Genomic DNA, 15,565 nt, shown 5'->3' with positions numbered 1-15,565 from the left:
CTACCCGCCGATCAGCCCCGCCTTCCGGCTGATCTCCAGCATCCGCTCGATGGGCTTTTTGGCGGCAAGCCTCAGGTTTTCCTCCATGGTGATTTCCGGGAGCTCGTATTCCATACAGAGGTATACCTTCTCCAGCGTATTCAGCTTCATGTGCGGACAATCGTTACAGGCGCAATTATTGGTCGGCGGTGCGGGTATAAAGGTTTTTAACGGTGATTCTTTCTGCATCTGGTGAAGGATGCCCGTTTCGGTCGCTACGATGTAGGCCTGGGCGCTGTCTTTCTGTGTATATTTCAACAATTGCGTCGTGGAACCGATAAACTCCGCCACCCTTAGAACGGCATCCTCACATTCCGGATGGGCGATCACCTTTGCTTCCGGATGCCTGACCTTTAACCGGGTGATCTTCTCCAGCGAAAAAATCTCATGCACCATACAGGATCCATTCCACAACAGCATGTTGCGACCCGTCTTTTTGTTCAGATACGCCCCCAGGTTTTTATCCGGCGCGAAAATAATGGGTTGATCCGCCGGCACACTCTCGATGATCTTTTCCGCGTTGGAGGACGTACAGATGATGTCGCTCAATGCTTTTATCTCCGCGGTACAGTTGATGTACGAAATCACGACATGGTCCGGGTGGGCCTCCTTGAACTTCCGAAACGGCCCTGCAGGAGCAGAATCGGCCAGGCTACAACCCGCCTTCAGGTCGGGGAGGAGGACTTTCTTGCCGGGGTTGAGGATCTTGGCCGTCTCCGCCATAAAATGCACTCCAGCAAAAACGATCAGGTCCGCTTCGGTCTTGGCGGCCGCCTGCGCCAGCCCGAGACTGTCCCCGATGTAATCCGCCACGTCCTGGATGTCGGGTTCCTGGTAGTAGTGCGCCAGGATGATCGCGTTCTTCTCCCGCTTTAAACGTTCAATCTCCTGGAACAGGTCCTTGCCGGGATCCAAATCGAGGTCAAGATAGCCCACATTTTCCAGATTTTTGCGGGCGGCCGAAAGCACGAAGTTTTCCATAGTATTAATAGTAATTTCTTTATTTATTTAAAAGAACCTATTATTATTAGTCGTGTGGATATGTGGATAACCCACGTTTCAATATTTACAAAGTTAGATGATAACCGGTTATTCACGGCAATCCACATTGGACTAACATACTACATGTTTCTCCATCTTGCGTTTTACTACTTTATTAACAGAAGGGGAAAATTCAGGGTCTGGAAAACTTTGCGGATTGTGCGACTGTGGACAACCGACTGGCCGGTGGGCATAAACCGGGCGTTTTCCCCCGGGTTTTGGGCAACCTATCGTTGAAGCCCAAATTCTTCTCCTTTTATGCACTGACCGGAACGTGGAAAAAGGGGGTTTATCCACATTAATTTAGTGTTACCAACGGGGTGTGGTGCAAATCTTTTGAAGGTTCCACGCGTGGAACCATAAAAGGGTCAGTTTCCTCCAAGATCCGTGATTTTATGGGGATTCATGTGCGTTTTTGGGAGCTTTTCACCGGTTTTCCCCAAAAATTGGGCCCCGGGAAAGGTCCATAACGATTTTTCCTGTAGGTTTGCCCCCTCACCAAAAACGGTGGATACAGTATATATATGTCAATCATTCAGAAAATCAGGGATAAGTACGCCGCGGCAGCCATCGGGGCGATCGCCATTGCCATGGTGGGTTTTATATTGATCGACGCGCTTAGCCAGAGAACAGGAGGGAGTTTGTTTGGAAAGAACACGACGGTAGTGGGGAAAATAGATGGTCAGGAGGTCGAGTACGTCGCCTTTGAAAACCAGGTAAAGAGCGCGGAGCAACGGTACCAGCAGCAAGGCATGCCGGTCACCGATGTGTTGAGGGAAGAGATCAACAACACGCTGTGGCAGCAGATGGTAGAGCAGATGATCCTACAGGGTCAGGCGGATAAGATGGGGTTGACAGTGACCGATAATGAGTTGAAAACGCTGATTTATACAAACCCTACGCAGGAGCTTCGTCAATTGGGGACGGATCCTAAAACCGGGCAGTACGATCCGGCCCGCCTCCAGGAGCAGGTTCAGGCCATCCTTCGGTTACCTGCTACCGACCAGCGTAAACAGGCATTTACGGACTATTTATATAATGTCGTCGCCAAACAGGCGCTGAAAACCAAGTACCTGTACCTCCTTGCAGGGGCCGCATATTATCCCAAATGGCTGGCAGCCAAAGACAACCAGGATAACAGCGCCCAGGCCAACATTTCTTATGTCAATATTCCCTTCGCCTTGATCCCGGATACCAGTCTCCCGGTCACCGATGCGGAAATAGACACCTATATCCAGGACCATAAGGCCGAGTTCAAAACGACCGAGGCATCGAGGAACCTGACGTATGTCGTTTTTGATGGGGACCCTTCTTCGAAAGACAGTGCCAACGCCCTGGGCGACCTGATGAAGCTGGAAACCGGTCTGGCCGATACAAAGGATCCCGGTGCCTATCTGAACCAAAGCGGTTCCGCCATTTCCTATTACGACGGGTTTGTTGCCAAAACGGCCCTGCAGGTACCCAACAAGGATACGATTATGGAACTTCCCGTGGGCGGTATCTTCGGTCCCTACCTGGACCACAGCAACTATGTCCTGGCGAAAATGATCGATAAAAAAGACCTGCCGGATTCCGTACGGGCACGCCATATTCTTATCGCGACCACCGACCCCCGCTCGGGTCAGACGATCCTGGACGACAGCACGGCCAAACACAAGATCGATAGCATCCAGACCCTGATCGAGCACGGCGCGAATTTTGACAGCCTTGCCGTAAAACTGTCGGATGACCAAGGGTCGAAGGAAAAAGGCGGAGACCTCGGTTACTTTACGGCGAACCAAATGGTGCCGGCCTTTTCTGACTTCTGCTTCAACGGCAAAAAAGGGGAGAAGAAAGTGGTGAAGAGTGAATACGGGTATCACTTGATCGAAATCCTGGACCAAAAGAACATTGAACCGCATTATAAGGTAGCCTACCTGGCGAAGGAAATCGTCCCCAGCGACGAAACCACCAACGCCGCCAATGCAGCCGCCACCAGTTTTGCAGCAGATGCCCAGGCCGCTTCCGGCAGTGCTTTTGACGATATTGCCCGTAAACACAAGGTGGTTACCCGCGCCGGGACGGTCAAAGAAACCGACTACCAGGTACAGGGTCTCGGTTCCGCCCGCCAGCTCGTCAAATGGGCATTTGACAACAAGGTAGGTACGGTCAGCGACCCCGAATCTTATGGGAATAACTTTGTCGTGGCCGTGCTCACGGGAATACAGGACGCCGGTCTTCCTTCCGGTTCTTATGCCCGTACACTGGTGGAAAATTCCGTTCGCCGCGATAAAAAAGCAGCACAGATCATCGCCAAACTGGGGACGGTTACAGACCTGAACTCGGCCGCCGCCAAATACGCCGTTACCGTACAAAACCAGGACAGCCTGGGCTTTGGCTCCACCTTTGTCCCCAACCTCGGAAACGAACCGAAGGTCATCGGCTCCGCCTTTAACAAGGCCAACCTCAACAAAGCCTCCGCTCCCTTCAAGGGCAATACGGGTGTCTTCGTCGTGCAGACCAACGGTGTCATCAGCGTCCCTAACCAAAACAACGACTATACCCTGCTCCGCACAAATATGGAAGGGATGATGCGCAACGCCGTCGGTTACAACGCACTCGAAGGGTTACACGAGGCGGCGAACATCAAGGACAATCGTATCAAATTTTATTAAGCCAATACTGAGCGCCACTTGCCGGCGCAGCTTCACCAAAGCTGGCTTAGACCCCCTCGCGAGAGGGGGTTTTTTTTGCGCCCTGCCCGCAATCCCCCATTTCGTATCTTTGGGGTATGTCTGACGTGATCGTGAATAAAGTGGCCGAAAGCGGCCTGGTTAGCCTCGACCTTCAGGATTTTCTTCCTGCGGAAGGCGACCTGGCGGTGCTGGATCTGAAGGACTTTCTCTTCATGGGGTTGATTTTGAAGGAAAAGGATTTTAGGACCGCCCTTCAGAGCTATGACTGGACCACTTTTACGGGCAGGAAGGTGGCGGTGTTTTGTTCCGCAGATGCCATCATTCCCGCCTGGGCGTATATGCTGGTGGCTACGTATCTGGAACCCATCGCCGCGCTGGTTTTTCTGGGTGACCCCGTGGCCCTGCGCAAGCAACTACTGCTGGAAGCCATCGCGGCGCTGCCCGCTGCGGAGTATGCGGACAAACGCGTTGTGGTGAAAGGTTGCGGAGATGCCGAAGTTCCGCCCGATGCCTACCTTGCCATTACCTTAAAGCTCCGGCCCGTGGCGAAAAGCATCATGTACGGGGAACCCTGCAGCACGGTGCCCGTCTTCAAACGGAAGTGAGCCTGCGTGCGGCTTCTTCGAGCGTCTTGTCTTCCTTTGCAAAACAAAACCGGACGACCTTATCGTCTTTGCCATCCTGGTAAAAAACCGACACAGGGATCACCGCTACGCCGTATTCTTTTGTCAGCCGGATCGCAAAATCAGTGTCGGGTTCCTGGCTGAAATGACCGTAGGATCCGAGCACAAAATAACTGCCTTTGCTGTCCAGCCAGCGGAAAGGGCTGTCCTTCATAAGCCCCAGAAAGAGGTCCCGTTTGCGTTGAAAAAACGCGGGCAGGCTTTCGTACGCTTCGCGGTTCTCCAGGTAACGCGCCAGCCCCAGCTGGGCGGGGGTATTGGTGCTAAAACAATTGAACTGGTGCACTTTCCGGAATTCGGTGGTCAGGGCAGGGGGTGCGATACAGTAGCCGATCTTCCAACCGGTACAGTGGTAGGCTTTTCCAAAGGAAAAACAAGCAAAAGCCCGCGCCCGGAGCACAGGGTATTTCAGGATGCTGGGGTGGCGGTACCCGTCAAAGGTGATGTGCTCGTATACTTCATCGCTCATCAGCAGGATGTCCGTGCCTTCCACCAGGGTTTCAAGCATGCGGAAGTCAGCGTCCGTCCACACGCTGCCCGTGGGGTTGTGGGGCGTATTGAGGAGGATCATCCGGGTCCGGGGGGTGATGGCCTTTTTCACCAGGTCCCAGTCGATGGAATAGTGGGGGAATTGTAAAGGGACGCGTACGGCGGTGGCCCCGTTGACTTCTATGGTGGGAATATAGCTGTCATACGCGGGTTCGAAAACGATCACCTCGTCCCCGGGCCGCAGGATACAGGTCAGGGAGGTATAAATAGCGTAGGTCGCCCCGGGTGTGACGGTGATCTCGGTTTGGGGGTCCACCCCGGCGCCGTAGAGGTGGCCGACCTTTCCCGCAATTCGTTCCCTCAGGAGCGGGTGCCCGTTCATGTGGGTATACTGGTTGGCGCCTTCCCGCATGGCCTGGTCGACCGCATCGATCAACCGGGGGTCCATGGCAAAGTCCGGGAAACCCTGGGATAGATTGATGGCCTGGTGTTCCTGGGCCAGGGTGGACATAACGGTAAAAATCGTGGTTCCCACTGAAGGGAGCTTGCTTTGCAGGGCCATCAGCGTAGGCCCTCCAAGGCTTTGCGCACCGCGCCCAGCATATCCGGGATTTCTTCCTTGACACAGGTGCCCACACTGAGCCGGTACCAGGGCGAATTTTTCCCCGCACCAAATGCGGAGAATGGCACAACGGCCAGACCCGCAGCGTCCAGGATGTAGGCGGTGACCTGCTCCTGGTCCTCCAGGACCTTTCCGGCGGGGGTCTTTTTGCCCGTTAGGTCAAAACAGACCGTCAGGTAAAGGGCGGCCTGGGGTTCTACGGAGTCGACAGCAAAACCTTCGGTCTTCAGGGTCCTAAAACCGTCGTATATCCGGTTCAACCGCTCTTCGAGTTCATTTTTGAAGTGCTTTAAATACCGGTCGATGGCTTCGGTTTGTCCCAGGTAGGCCGCCGTGGCCCGTTGCTCGGCCATGGGTGCCCAGGCGCCCATGTGGGAGAGGATGGCCTTCATTTTGGCAATGATTTCCGCGGGTCCCAGGGCCCAACCCACCCGGAGACCGGTAGCGGCGAAGACCTTGCTGATGCCATCGATGAATACAGTATAGTCCTTCAGCTCCGGCCGCAGGGAAACGGGGTTGTAGTGCCGGGTTTTTCCATACGTGAGGGTCCAGTACATCTGGTCGTATAGGAGGAATAGTTTTTTCTTACCTGGTCCGCGACGCGCGTTTTCTTCGACAACGGCATCGCAGATCTTTTGTAGTTCCTCTTTGCTAAAGGCGGTACCCGTAGGATTTTGAGGGGAGCAAAGCGCGAGGAGGGTGGCATCGCCCAAAAGCGGTCGCACCTGGTCGGCCGTTGGCATGAATTGCTGTTCCGGCGTAGTGTCTATCGTGACGTGCTGACCGCCGACAAAATGCACATAGTGGTTGTTGTTCCAGGAAGGAACAGCGTAGATCACTTTTTCTCCCTTGTCCACGATGGCCCGGTATAACGCATAGATTAACGGCCGTCCCCCGGAAGCAATAAGGATCTCTGATGGTGTATAGTGAAGACCTTCCCTGTCCGCAAGAAACCTGCCTACCGATTCGCGAAGCTCAAGGATCCCCTCGGCGGGTGGATAATTCGTGTACCCTTCCCGGTAAGCTTCGATGATGCCTTTTTCCAACTCCTGCGGAATGGGAAAAATCCTGGAATCGAAGTCCCCGATGGTGAAGTTGTATATCCTGTTCCCTTGACGGATTTTGTCCTTGATCTCGTTACCCAGTCGTACGATCTCGGAACCGATGAGGCTTTCGGCCAATTGTGAGAGTTGCATGCGTCAAAGATACGTAGACTAACGGTTATTCGGTTTTCCCCGGTTCGTTCATAAGTTTTAAAAGGCTATTGCTAAAAACTTTATAAATTGACGCCGAAAACCGTAACATTATCAAAAGAACCCAGCACGTATGAAGTTTATCGTTTCCTCTTCGGCCTTATTGAAGCACTTACAGCAGATCAGCGGCGTCATCAACGCCAACACGGTGCTGCCGATCCTGGAGGATTTTCTTTTCGATATCCATAAAAACAAACTCACGGTCATCGCCACCGACCTGGAAACGGTGATGAAGGTCGAACTCGATATTGAAGCAAAAGATAGCGGCAAAGTTTGCATTCCCGCTAAGATTTTGATGGATTCTTTAAAGAATATCCCGGATCAGCCTTTGACGTTTACAATTGAGAAAAATTTTGCGATAGAAATTACGAGCGACAACGGGAAATACAAGGTCATGGGTGAAAACCCCGACAATTTCCCGAAGGAACCCACGGCCGACGACGCTACGACCTTTACCATGACCAGCACCGCCCTGGTCACGGCCATCAATAAAACGCTTTTTTCCGTCTCGAACGACGACCTGAGACCCGCCATGACGGGCGTATACTTCGAGCTGGACAAGGACAGCGTCAATTTTGTGGCAACCGACGCCCACCGCCTCGTGCGCTACAAACGCAAGGAAGTCAAGGCCGGGAAGAGCGACAATTTCATCGTCCCCAAAAAGCCGCTCAACCTGCTCAAAAGCGCGCTGCCCGACAACGACGACGAATTAAAGATTGCCTACAGCGGCAACCACCTTTTTGTCACCCATGGAACGACGCAGCTCACGTGTCGTCTCATCGACGCCCGCTTCCCCGACTACAAGGTGGTGATCCCCGTCGATAATCCCTATACGATGTCGGTCAGCCGTACCGACTTCCAAAATGCGCTTCGGCGGGTCAGCGTCTTTTCCAACAAAAGCACCAACCAGGTGGTCCTGAGCATCACCGGGAGCGAGCTCCAGCTGGCCTCCCAGGACGTGGATTTTAGCTTTGAAGGGAACGAACGCATGCGCTGCCGCTATGAAGGCGAAGACATGCAGATCGCCTTTAACGCCAAATTCCTGATCGAAATGCTCAACGCCACAGACTCGGAAGAGGTAAAGATGGAGCTGTCCACCCCCACGAAAGCCGGGATCATCAAACCGGCCGAACAAGATCAGGACGAGGACCAACTCATGCTGGTCATGCCCCTGATGCTGAATAACTAGGGTGTTGTGTTGGTTGTACTTCGGACATACGGTGACTACATCAGCGCCAACGTCGTGTTGGGCCGGTTGAAGGAGGCTGGGATCCACGCCTTTCTCCAGGATGAATATGGCACCACCACGCTGGCGTATTCGTCCAGCGGGATCAAGCTGGTTGTTCCCGAAGAGGAAGCACGGACGGCCTCCGCCATGCTGGGGATCATGGAGGACGAGGCCTCGGCCGCTACCACGGAAGAGGAATAATTCGTACCTTTTAGGAAACGTTCCACTTGTCCGACTGGTCTCAATACTGGGCGCACATACCTTCGGCCCACCGCACGCTCATCCTGGTTTGCGGTCTCCTTTTCTTCTGGTTGCTGGAAGGGCCCCTGCCCCTCGTGCGCCGGCCCTACCACAAGTTGTCGCACGCCGGCGTCAATCTTTTTTTTACCCTGACCACCATAGTCGTCAATTTTGCTTTTGCCTTCCTGATCGTACGGACGTGTTTCTGGACGGCTGATCACCGGTTTGGGTTGTTGTACCTGGTGCCCTTGCCCCCCTGGCTTTTCTGGTTATTGGGCCTGATGCTGCTGGACCTGATCAGCGCCTGGCTCGTCCACTGGATAGAACACCAGGTCCGGTGGATGTGGCAGTTCCATACCATCCACCACATCGACCGGCACGTAGACACGACGACCGCCAACCGGCACCACCCCGTCGAGAGCGTCCTGCGCGCCCTCTTTACCCTGCTGGCGGTGGCCGTCAGCGGTGCCCCCGTATGGGTCCTGATGATGTACCAGTCGCTATCCGTCGTTTTTGCACAGTTCAACCACGCCAACATCCGGCTGGCGCCGGGGTTGGACCGGGCCATCAGCTGGGTGCTCGTGTCACCCGGCATGCACAAAGTGCACCATCATTTTCAAAGACCATTTACGGACAGCAACTACGGGAATATCTTTTCTTTTTGGGATCGGCTCTTCGGGACTTTCCGGTCGCTGCCGCCGGAAGACCTTCGCTATGGGCTCGATACCCATATTGCCGAAAAGGATGACATCGGGAATTTGCTGCGGGTGCCGTTTCAGAAGTACCGGCCAAGGCCCCGGTGAGGCGTCCCGCGAAAAAATTTCGCATCTTTGCCCGCAAAACTCTTTCATGCGAATAGCGGCGCTCATCCCGGCCCGGTACGCGGCCACCCGTTTTCCCGCCAAGCTCATGCAGCCCCTCGGTTCCAAAACCGTCATACGTCATACGTATGACAATACGGTCGCGACCGGTCTTTTTGACGAGGTCGTGGTGGTGACCGACAGCCCGGTGATTTACGACGAGATCACCGCCGGCGGCGGAACGGCCAAGATGAGCCGACGCGAGCACGAAAGCGGGAGCGACCGTATCGCCGAAGCGGTCGAGGACATGGAGGTGGACATCGTCCTCAATATCCAGGGCGACACCCCGTTTATCAAACGCGACCCTCTCGAAAAACTTCTCGCGGTGTTCAAGGGCGCCGACGGGGCATCGGTGCAGGTAGCCTCGCTGATGCAGGAACTCAAAGATCCGGCCCTCATCGCCGACGAGAACTACGTTAAAGTGGCGATCGACCTCAAAGGAAACGCCCTTTTCTTCTCGCGGAGCGTGATCCCTTACCCCCGGAACAAAGAGCTGGTCATTCCTTATTATGAACACATCGGCGTGTACGCCTTCCGGAAACAAGCCCTCCTGGACTTTACCCGCTGGCCCGTCACACCTTTGGAAAACGCCGAAAAGGTCGAGTGCCTCCGCTACCTGGAGCACGGCGTGCCGCTGCGGATGGTCGTGGTGGATTATATGGGTGTAGAGATAGATACGCCGGATGACCTCGACCGGGCGGCAAAACTCATCGTATAAACGCGCTGCAGGCGCGCAACTCAAACGTTAGGACTATGGAACAATGGTTATGGGGGATTGACCTCGGTGGGACGAAAGTAGAGGGGGTCATTATGCCGGCTGCGCCTGGCGGCTCAGCCTCCGGTACGCGCGGTGCTGCCGCGGCCGGCGACCCGCAGCCCCTGGTGCGGATGCGCCTCGACACCGAAACCCGTCTCGGTTACACACACGTTATCGACCAGATCGCGCGGCTTGTGGACAAAATGAAGGCTGCCTCCGGGCTCACGCCGACTTCCGTTGGATTTGGCACCCCCGGGGTGCTAGACCCCATCCTGGGAACCATGAAAAACGCCAATTCGGTCGTGCTCAACGGTCAGCCGTTACAGCGCGACCTGACGCAGGCCTTGGGCGTACCGGCTATCCTGGCCAACGACGCCAACTGTTTCGCCCTGGCGGAAACCCGCTGGGGTGCCGTCCGGGCGCGATTCCCCGAAGCGAGGGTGGTCTTTGGCGTGATCGCCGGGACCGGCGTGGGCGGGGGGCTTGTCGTAGACGGGCGCGTCTGGGCCGGGAAACACGGCATCGCCGGGGAATGGGGGCACAACTACCTCGATGCCTCCGGTGGTCCTTGCTACTGCGGCAAAACCGGCTGCGTGGAAACCGTGATTTCCGGACCCGCGTTGGAGCGGTTCTATAAAGGAATTTCCGGCAGCGAAAAACGCTTAAAGGATATAGCAGTCTCCACTGAACCGGCTGCCGTAGCGACGATGGAGCGCTTGTATCATTTTTTTGGCAAAGGACTTTCCGTCGTCACCGACATCGTCGACCCCGACGTCATTGTCGTCGGTGGGGGTGTGGGGAATATCCAGGGCCTGTATACCGAAGGCGTCCGGTCCCTGAGCGAACACATTTTTAACAACCGGTTGGACGTACCCGTTATACCCCCCCTCCTCGGAGATAGTGCGGGCGTATTTGGTGCGGCGGCCTTAACTTTGCAGCCCTGACGCCCTCGGGGCTTAAAATTTTTGCCTATGCAATTCCGCAATTTCAAGATGGTCGGCTACGTGGTGTATGGCCGTGGTTCCTTTGATCAATTGGACGAAATCCTCTCGCCCCAGCGCAAAGGGGATGCCCCCATGGTGTTTTTGCTGGATCACTTTTTCAAGGGCAAGGCCCTGGAAGGAAGGATCCCCCTGCGGGGTAAAGACCGCCTGGTCTCCGCAGACGTGACCTACGAGCCGAAAACCACCCAGGTCGACCAGCTGGCAAAAGAATTAAAGGATGCCTATGGAACCGTCAGCGGTGTCATCGGTATCGGCGGGGGTTCTACCATGGACCTCGCCAAGGCCGTCGGCCTCATGATGAACAACCCCGGCTCCTCCGCAGACTACCAGGGCTGGGACCTCGTCAAAAACCCGGGCGTTTATAAAGCCGGTATCCCCACCATCAGCGGCACCGGGGCGGAAGTCAGCCGGACCACGGTGCTCACCGGTCCCACGCGCAAGCTGGGGATGAATTCCGACTTTACGCCCTTCGACCAGATCGTCCTCGACCCCGTCCTGGCCGAAGGCGTCCCTGTCAACCAGCGTTTTTATACGGGCATGGACTGTTATATCCACTGCATCGAAAGCCTGCAAGGGACCTATCTCAACGAATTCAGCAAATCCTACGGCGAGAAAGCCCTGGCCCTTTGCCAGGAAGTCTTTTTGCACAAGGACCACTGGGACGCCCAAAGCGACGACCAGCTGATGATGGCCTCTTATGCCGGCGGGATGAGCATCGCCTATTCCCAGGTCGGGGTGGCCCACGCCGTAAGCTATGGTCTTTCCTACCTCTTAGGCACCAAACACGGTATCGGTAACTGCATCGTTTTCAACCACCTCGAAGAATTTTATCCAGAAGGTGTGCGCGAGTTCAAAAAGATGGTGGACAAAAACAAGATCGACATCCCCCAAGGCATCTGCAAAGGCCTGACCGACGAGCAGTTCGATACCATGATCAACGTCTCCCTGGGCATGAAGCCCCTGTGGGAAAATGCCCTGGGAAAAGACTGGGAAAAACAAATGACCCGCGACCGGCTTCGGGCACTCTACGAGAAGCTCTAAATTCTTATATTAGTAGCTAAACTACTAATCGGTTATGAAAAAGACTCTGACTTCAGCGATTGCTTTCTTACTCTGCCTGTGCCTCGGCGTGGCGCATGCACAGACCACGCCAGCTCCGGCGAAGACCCCGGCCTCGGCAACCGCCAAAGCAAAGACGACCGCCACCAAGGCCAAGACCACGGCGTCGACGACCGCGGCTAACGCGAAAACGACAGCGGCGTCCACGGCGGCCAACACCAAAAGCGCCGCTGCTTCCACCGGCGCCACTGCTGCTGCCGGTGCAAAGACAACGGCCGCCAGCGCGAAGACCACGGCCGCCGGTCCCCTGAAAAAGGACGGCACACCCGACATGCGGTACAAGGCCAACAAACAAGCGCCTGCCGGCCCCCTAAAGAAGGATGGTACGCCCGACATGCGGTATAAGGCTAACAAGCAGGCGGCAGCTGCGGCGGCGAAAAAGAGCAACTAACGCCCGCGTTTTTCGCACCCTATCGATGAATGGGTATGTCGATTCCCTTGAGCTTCCGGTAGAGCTCGGTCGCGTATAGGTCCGTCATCCCGGAGATATAGTCAAGGGCACAACGAACTTTATGGTAGGGGGTATCCCTATCCCCCGTTTCCAGGAATTGATCCGGTATCAGCCGGATCATTTTTTTGTCCCTGGCGTCCGGTTTTTGTTTGAGGAGCGGGGGAACGAATACGTTTAGCAATTCGCTCATGACATGGTAGCCCGCGATTTCGATCTGGATCACCGACTCGTGGTTGTAGATCCGGTCGACAGACAGGCTTTCGATCGCGTCAAGGGCATGACAGGTCTCGTTGATGGTTTTTATCAGTGTGCTCCGGAAGGTCCCGTTCAGGATGGCAGCGCTGTTGGCGATAAAAACGTCGGCGGCCTGCAGGGTGAGGGAGTTGATACACCGGGCCCTCAGGTAGGCGATTTTTTCGTTGGCGTCCCCGATCCCGTCCACCCTTTTGCGGACCCGGTCCATATTGTCCGTGGGACGCCCGATCGCATGCATCAGGTCCAGCAGGAGCGTCCGTGCCTCGTCGAGCTGGACGATCCCCAGGCGGTGCGCGTCTTCCACGTCAATCACCTGGTAACAGATGTCGTCGGCGGCTTCCGTGAGGTAGACGAAGGGGTGGCGGAAGAAGGCGGCGCCCGTGGGTGTGCCGTCCATGTGCGCGGCAGCCCCGGCGGGCGCCGTGGGCGCATAGGCGCCGCCGGGTGCGGCTTCGCCGGGCGGGATGTCCGGGATCATGTGCAGCTCGTGCACCACCTCCAGAAAATTCTCGTGCTCCGTCTGGAAGTATCCATATTTCTTCCGGTGAGCCGCGCCGCCGACGGAAGCGGAATCGCAGGGATATTTAAGGATAGCCGCCAGGGTGGTATAGGTGAGCCCGAAGCCCCCGGGCAGTTTGCCCTTGAACGTGTGGGTCAGGATACGGAAGGCGTTGGCGTTGCCCTCGAAATTGACCAGGTCGGACCATTCGAGGGGGGAAAAATAAGATTGCAGCGTCCGCCCATCGATCTGGCGGCCCGCGTTTTCGGCAAAAAAGGCGGACAGCGCCTTTTCGCCGGAATGGCCAAAGGCGGGGTTGCCGATGTCGTGGGCCAGACAGGCAGCGGCAATGACGTTGGATAGCTCGTAGCGGTAAAATTCCTGGGCTTCGGCCTCGTCGGGACCCAGTCCCAGTTCTTCAGCGGCGATGTGACTGCCCACAATTTTTCCAAGGGACCGGCCCACGCTGGCCACTTCCAGGGAGTGGGTCAGGCGGTTGTGGACAAAGGTGCTGCCCGGAAGGGGGAAGACCTGGGTTTTGTTCTGAAGACGGCGAAACGCGGAAGAAAAGATCAAACGGTCAAAATCTCGTTGAAAACCGGAGCGAACTCCCTGCTCTAATTTTTCCTGCCCCACCCGATTTATTGAGAAAATGTCCTCCCAGCGAAGATTTGAAGCCATGTAATCCTTTGCATTAAAATTTAAAATATATAATGTTTTTTCTTAGATCTTGCAAAATCGAAAATTATTTATATATTTGTACCGGAGACGTAATAGTTCTTTAACGATTCCATTACAGTTTATTTCGAATCAAACCCGAAATTTGCTGCATCAAAAGTACTTAAAGTACGTTCCTCCGATCTTTATTTTATTGTTTGCCCCGCGATTTGCTTGTTCTCATTTGGTTGCTTGTACATTAAGATTTTTTTTAAACTAAAATGTACAAAAAATGAAAAAGCCAACTTTGAACATTCGCCTGGCCCGCACAGTGGCCACTTTGTTCCTTTCCGGTTTGTTTTTCCTGCATGCAGGCGCTACGAAGGCGCAGTCCCACAAGGATACTCCTGCTACTGCCAGCCCTGTTAACGTAACCTACATCGGTTCCCAGGACGGCAACTACATCTTCGACGTTCAGTTTGACAACAACGCCGGTGACACGTACTATGTAGCCGTTGTAGACGACGCGGGCAACACCCTGTACAAAGGCCTGTATTCCGACAAAAAGTTCGACAAGAAGTTCAAGCTGCCTTCCGGCGACGAGATCAACAGCGTTTCCTTCGTGATCCGTAACCTGAAGAGCAAGAACTCCTTTACGTATGCCGTCGCCGCCCAGCAACGCTCGGTCGAAGAAATCACCGTAAAGCAGACCAACTAATCTAACGAATTGCTTCCGAAGGTTTGATGGCTTCCTTCCGGGTGTCCTTCCGGAAAGCCTCCCTTCCTATCCCATCGATTGTATCTGCCTTTGTCATATCCCGTCTGTCGGGTATGCTATGATCGGACCGCCGGGTTTCGCCCGCGCGCTCGTCCTACTTCGCCAATCGACGCACAAGGTCTCGCCCTTTTACCCGGGCGGGGCCTTATTTTTTGCCACTACCCCCTCCCAACCCCTCAACAAACAAACCGGTCCAGGGTTCACCCCCGCCAACGTGTACAGATCACGGGACCGACCGCGCTTAAGGAAGAATGGTTTGTCTTTTTTCTTCTTTTCCGGAGAATTTAGGGATGCAATGCAGGCTTTAACCCTCCGGAAAAGAAGAAAAAAGACAAACCATTCTTCCAGCACGCTGACCGTCCCTTTGGTCGAGGACCCGAGGCGGTTCTATTGATAATCAAAGAGGTATGTCCATAACCCCTTTTTTCCTCAAAAAAATCTACCAGTACTATAAAAAAAATGGTAGTTGGTATTGCATAATACTAAATTATACCATAGATTTGTATCAGAATCCAATTACGGATCCGGAGACATGCGGAAGCCATTCTAAAAAAGAAGCGCTATGAACATTGAAAACACGCAGAGCCAGATGAGAAAGGGGGTGCTGGAATTCTGCATTCTCTCCATTATCAGACACGGGGAGGCTTACCCATCTGATATTATCGAGAAAATGAAGTCGGCCAACCTGCACATCCTGGAAGGAACCTTGTATCCATTGCTGACGAGGTTGAAAAATGCAGACTTCCTGAGCTACCGGTGGGTGGAAAGCAATTCGGGGCCTCCCCGCAAATACTTTAACCTGACGGACAAGGGGTTGACCTTTTACAAGGAGCTGGAAGATACCTGGAATGAACTGGCGGGGGCCGTTAGCGCCCTTACTCAATTGCCCAACAACGGTACAGAACAACCATAACA

At 54.7% G+C, this 15,565-nt stretch carries 15 protein-coding genes; 11 read left to right on the top strand and 4 right to left on the bottom strand.

Annotation, left to right across the window (positions count from 1 at the left end):
- Positions 1 to 1,020 (bottom strand): quinolinate synthase NadA, encoded by a 1,020-nt coding sequence (nadA, locus tag EDB95_RS03450; protein ID WP_133990607.1) that lies wholly within the window; start codon positions 1,018 to 1,020, stop codon positions 1 to 3.
- Positions 1,021 to 1,604: 584 nt separating this feature from the next.
- Here nadA and EDB95_RS03445 point away from each other — a divergent pair.
- Together EDB95_RS03445 and EDB95_RS03440 are read left to right on the top strand one after the other, a co-directional pair.
- On the top strand, positions 1,605 to 3,734 hold the full coding sequence (locus EDB95_RS03445) for a peptidylprolyl isomerase (protein WP_133990605.1): 2,130 nt from the start codon (positions 1,605 to 1,607) through the stop codon (positions 3,732 to 3,734).
- Between the two features lie 116 nt (positions 3,735 to 3,850).
- Positions 3,851 to 4,360 (top strand): DUF2480 family protein, encoded by a 510-nt coding sequence (locus tag EDB95_RS03440; RefSeq protein ID WP_133990603.1) that lies wholly within the window; start codon positions 3,851 to 3,853, stop codon positions 4,358 to 4,360.
- Here the strand turns inward: EDB95_RS03440 and EDB95_RS03435 are convergent.
- Both EDB95_RS03435 and EDB95_RS03430 read right to left on the bottom strand, forming a co-directional pair.
- Positions 4,347 to 5,438: a methionine aminotransferase gene (locus EDB95_RS03435; RefSeq protein ID WP_246073493.1), complete on the bottom strand. Its 1,092-nt coding sequence runs from the start codon at positions 5,436 to 5,438 to the stop codon at positions 4,347 to 4,349. The genes EDB95_RS03440 and EDB95_RS03435 overlap by 14 nt on opposite strands.
- 50 nt (positions 5,439 to 5,488) lie before the next feature.
- Positions 5,489 to 6,745 (bottom strand): pyridoxal phosphate-dependent aminotransferase, encoded by a 1,257-nt coding sequence (locus tag EDB95_RS03430; RefSeq protein ID WP_133990599.1) that lies wholly within the window; start codon positions 6,743 to 6,745, stop codon positions 5,489 to 5,491.
- Positions 6,746 to 6,875: 130 nt separating this feature from the next.
- On the opposite strand from EDB95_RS03430, the gene dnaN reads away from it, so the two are divergent.
- The 7 genes from dnaN to EDB95_RS03395 are packed head-to-tail and all read left to right on the top strand — an operon-like array spanning position 6,876 to position 12,401.
- Positions 6,876 to 7,991 (top strand): DNA polymerase III subunit beta, encoded by a 1,116-nt coding sequence (gene dnaN / locus EDB95_RS03425; protein WP_133990597.1) that lies wholly within the window; start codon positions 6,876 to 6,878, stop codon positions 7,989 to 7,991.
- Positions 7,992 to 7,997: 6 nt separating this feature from the next.
- A complete protein-coding gene (locus tag EDB95_RS03420) occupies positions 7,998 to 8,231 on the top strand; it encodes a putative signal transducing protein (RefSeq protein ID WP_133990595.1) in 234 nt (77 codons plus the stop codon).
- 26 nt (positions 8,232 to 8,257) lie between these two features.
- Positions 8,258 to 9,073 carry a sterol desaturase family protein gene (locus tag EDB95_RS03415; RefSeq protein WP_133990593.1) on the top strand — a complete coding sequence of 272 codons (816 nt, stop codon included), beginning with the start codon at positions 8,258 to 8,260 and terminating at the stop codon, positions 9,071 to 9,073.
- A gap of 46 nt (positions 9,074 to 9,119) precedes the next feature.
- Positions 9,120 to 9,848: a 3-deoxy-manno-octulosonate cytidylyltransferase gene (locus EDB95_RS03410; RefSeq protein ID WP_133990591.1), complete on the top strand. Its 729-nt coding sequence runs from the start codon at positions 9,120 to 9,122 to the stop codon at positions 9,846 to 9,848.
- 35 nt (positions 9,849 to 9,883) lie between these two features.
- Positions 9,884 to 10,831: an ROK family protein gene (locus tag EDB95_RS03405; protein WP_133990589.1), complete on the top strand. Its 948-nt coding sequence runs from the start codon at positions 9,884 to 9,886 to the stop codon at positions 10,829 to 10,831.
- Positions 10,832 to 10,858: 27 nt separating this feature from the next.
- Positions 10,859 to 11,932, top strand: coding sequence for an iron-containing alcohol dehydrogenase family protein (locus EDB95_RS03400; protein ID WP_133990587.1), 1,074 nt, complete (start codon positions 10,859 to 10,861; stop codon positions 11,930 to 11,932).
- Between the two features lie 34 nt (positions 11,933 to 11,966).
- Entirely contained in the window at positions 11,967 to 12,401 is a 435-nt protein-coding gene (locus EDB95_RS03395) for a hypothetical protein (RefSeq protein ID WP_133990585.1), read from the top strand.
- Positions 12,402 to 12,420: 19 nt separating this feature from the next.
- Here EDB95_RS03395 and dgt read toward each other — a convergent pair whose 3' ends face one another.
- Positions 12,421 to 13,896: a dGTP triphosphohydrolase gene (gene dgt, locus EDB95_RS03390; protein ID WP_133990583.1), complete on the bottom strand. Its 1,476-nt coding sequence runs from the start codon at positions 13,894 to 13,896 to the stop codon at positions 12,421 to 12,423.
- Positions 13,897 to 14,164: 268 nt separating this feature from the next.
- Between dgt and EDB95_RS03385 the strand changes: the two genes are divergently transcribed.
- Together EDB95_RS03385 and EDB95_RS03380 are read left to right on the top strand one after the other, a co-directional pair.
- Entirely contained in the window at positions 14,165 to 14,590 is a 426-nt protein-coding gene (locus tag EDB95_RS03385; RefSeq protein WP_133990581.1) for a hypothetical protein, read from the top strand.
- A gap of 622 nt (positions 14,591 to 15,212) precedes the next feature.
- Positions 15,213 to 15,563 (top strand): PadR family transcriptional regulator, encoded by a 351-nt coding sequence (locus tag EDB95_RS03380; RefSeq protein WP_133990579.1) that lies wholly within the window; start codon positions 15,213 to 15,215, stop codon positions 15,561 to 15,563.
- The last annotated feature ends 2 nt before the right edge of the window (positions 15,564 to 15,565 follow it).

Origin of the sequence: Dinghuibacter silviterrae, assembly GCF_004366355.1 — a bacterium.
GTDB classification, from domain to species: Bacteria; Bacteroidota; Bacteroidia; order Chitinophagales; family Chitinophagaceae; genus Dinghuibacter; species Dinghuibacter silviterrae.
This window is presented reverse-complemented; position numbering and strand designations above follow the sequence as displayed.

Coding starts and splice junctions, on each gene's coding strand:
- EDB95_RS03405 (WP_133990589.1), top strand. CDS start 9,884: ATGGAACAATGGTTATGGGGGATTGACCTCGGTGGGACGAAAGTAGAG.
- EDB95_RS03440 (WP_133990603.1), top strand. CDS start 3,851: ATGTCTGACGTGATCGTGAATAAAGTGGCCGAAAGCGGCCTGGTTAGC.
- EDB95_RS03385 (WP_133990581.1), top strand. CDS start 14,165: ATGAAAAAGCCAACTTTGAACATTCGCCTGGCCCGCACAGTGGCCACT.
- dnaN (WP_133990597.1), top strand. CDS start 6,876: ATGAAGTTTATCGTTTCCTCTTCGGCCTTATTGAAGCACTTACAGCAG.
- EDB95_RS03380 (WP_133990579.1), top strand. CDS start 15,213: ATGAACATTGAAAACACGCAGAGCCAGATGAGAAAGGGGGTGCTGGAA.
- EDB95_RS03410 (WP_133990591.1), top strand. CDS start 9,120: ATGCGAATAGCGGCGCTCATCCCGGCCCGGTACGCGGCCACCCGTTTT.
- nadA (WP_133990607.1), bottom strand. CDS start 1,020: ATGGAAAACTTCGTGCTTTCGGCCGCCCGCAAAAATCTGGAAAATGTG.
- dgt (WP_133990583.1), bottom strand. CDS start 13,896: ATGGCTTCAAATCTTCGCTGGGAGGACATTTTCTCAATAAATCGGGTG.
- EDB95_RS03435 (WP_246073493.1), bottom strand. CDS start 5,438: ATGTCCACCCTGGCCCAGGAACACCAGGCCATCAATCTATCCCAGGGT.
- EDB95_RS03395 (WP_133990585.1), top strand. CDS start 11,967: ATGAAAAAGACTCTGACTTCAGCGATTGCTTTCTTACTCTGCCTGTGC.
- EDB95_RS03400 (WP_133990587.1), top strand. CDS start 10,859: ATGCAATTCCGCAATTTCAAGATGGTCGGCTACGTGGTGTATGGCCGT.
- EDB95_RS03445 (WP_133990605.1), top strand. CDS start 1,605: ATGTCAATCATTCAGAAAATCAGGGATAAGTACGCCGCGGCAGCCATC.
- EDB95_RS03430 (WP_133990599.1), bottom strand. CDS start 6,745: ATGCAACTCTCACAATTGGCCGAAAGCCTCATCGGTTCCGAGATCGTA.